This window comes from Paracoccus sp. Z118, from assembly GCF_019061185.1.
GTDB lineage: Bacteria > Pseudomonadota > Alphaproteobacteria > Rhodobacterales > Rhodobacteraceae > Paracoccus.
This window is the reverse complement of record NZ_JAHQZU010000084.1, coordinates 1-1,585: the sequence shown is the minus strand read 5'-3', so window position 1 is coordinate 1,585 and position 1,585 is coordinate 1. Positions and strand designations below refer to the sequence as shown.

Genomic DNA, 1,585 nt, shown 5'->3' with positions numbered 1-1,585 from the left:
CAAATCCTGTCCCCGCAACCATAAATACTATACTTGCACTAACCTCCTGTTCGCAGGAGGTTTTTTTCGTTTCGGACAGCTGATCCGCATCCAGGCTCAGCCGCAGGATCGCCGCCAAGGAACCCTGCAGCTCAATCCGAGGCCGCATCCGCTTGCCGCCCGTCGGCTCGGGCGTGATGACGATCCGGTCGATCAGCCCGCGGATGGCCTCGCGGGCTTCGCTCTCTGCGTCGGGTTCAGTCAGGCCCGTGATCAGGCTGCGGATGCGCTCGTGATAGGTCTCGGCGATGCGCGGGTGCAGCCGGGTCGTGGCCGCGGGGGCAGAGGCGGCGGCCAGTTCCGCTTCCAGCTGCTTCTGCCGGGTCTCGAGCTCGGCAAGCTTGGCGTTGATCCGTGCGGGCGGTGTTCCAGAGAGAAGAGCATTCACGAGGACATCCTGATCCTTGATGACCTTCGCCAGTTCCTTCTCCTTCACCGCCCGGTGGTCGACATGGCTGGCGGCCAGGCGATTGCGCTCGGCGATGTATTCCGCAACGAACGCCTTCACCAGTTCGGGATCCATCAACCGCTCGGTGAGCAGCGTCAGGATCCGGCTCTCCAGTTCCTGCCGGCTGATGCCGGTCCGGTTGCTGCAGATCGACGTGCCCTTGTTGCGGGAATTCGAGCAGCCGAAGCGATCCTTTGCGATGGTCGAGAACCCGCCGCCGCAGCAGCCGCACTTTATCAACCCGGTCAGCAGGAACTTCGGCTTCCGCTTCTGCCAGGCTTCCGTGTCGGTGTGTTCGATCTTCCTGCCCTGCTGGCGGGTCTTTACCTGTTCCCAGAGGTCCTGGTCGATGATCCGCAGTTCCGGCACGTCGGTGATGGTCCACTCGGCTTGCGGGTTCGGACGCGCCTGCCGCTTGCCGGTCTGCGGATCCTTGATGAAGCTCTGCCGGTTCCAGACCAGCTTGCCGATATAGATCTCGTTGTTCAGGATCCCGGTGCCCCGCTTCGGGTTGCCGTGGATGGTGGACTTATCCCAAGCACGGCCGCGCGGGCCCGGAATGCCCTCGCGGTTCAGCAGATCGGCGATCCGGTTCGGCGACTGGCCTTGAGCGTAATGGCGGAAGATCCGCCGGACGATGGCCGCCTCGTCGTGATTGATCTGCCGGTCCCCACGCTTGATCTCGCCGTCTTCGGTCAGGCTGCGCAGGACGGTATAGCCGTAGGCGTTGCCGCCGCCCGACTTCCCCTGCTCGACCCGGCCCCGCAGGCCCCGCCGGGTCTTGGCGGCCAAGTCGGTCAGGAACAGCGCGTTCATCGTGCCCTTGAGCCCGATATGCATCTCGTTGACCCGGCCTTCCGAGAGCGTCTCGATCGCCACGCCAGCGAAGCTCAGGTTCTGGTAGAGTGCCGCGACATCGGCCTGGTTGCGCGACAGACGATCCAGTGCCTCGGCCATGACGATGTCGAAGCGGCGCGCGCGGCCATCCTGCTGCAGGCGCTGAATGCCGGGTCGCAGCAGCGAGGCGCCGGACGTCGCGGCATCCTCATAGGTGCCCACGATCTGCCAGCCTTCGCGATCGGCGCGCTCGCGGCAGAG

Annotated in this window: 1 protein-coding gene; it reads right to left on the bottom strand. The window is 64.8% G+C overall.

Features of this window, described 5'->3' with window-relative positions; translation table 11 throughout:
* A partial coding sequence (locus KTN05_RS17510) for a recombinase family protein (RefSeq protein WP_217330649.1) occupies positions 1 to 1,585 on the bottom strand: 1,585 nt, incomplete at both ends.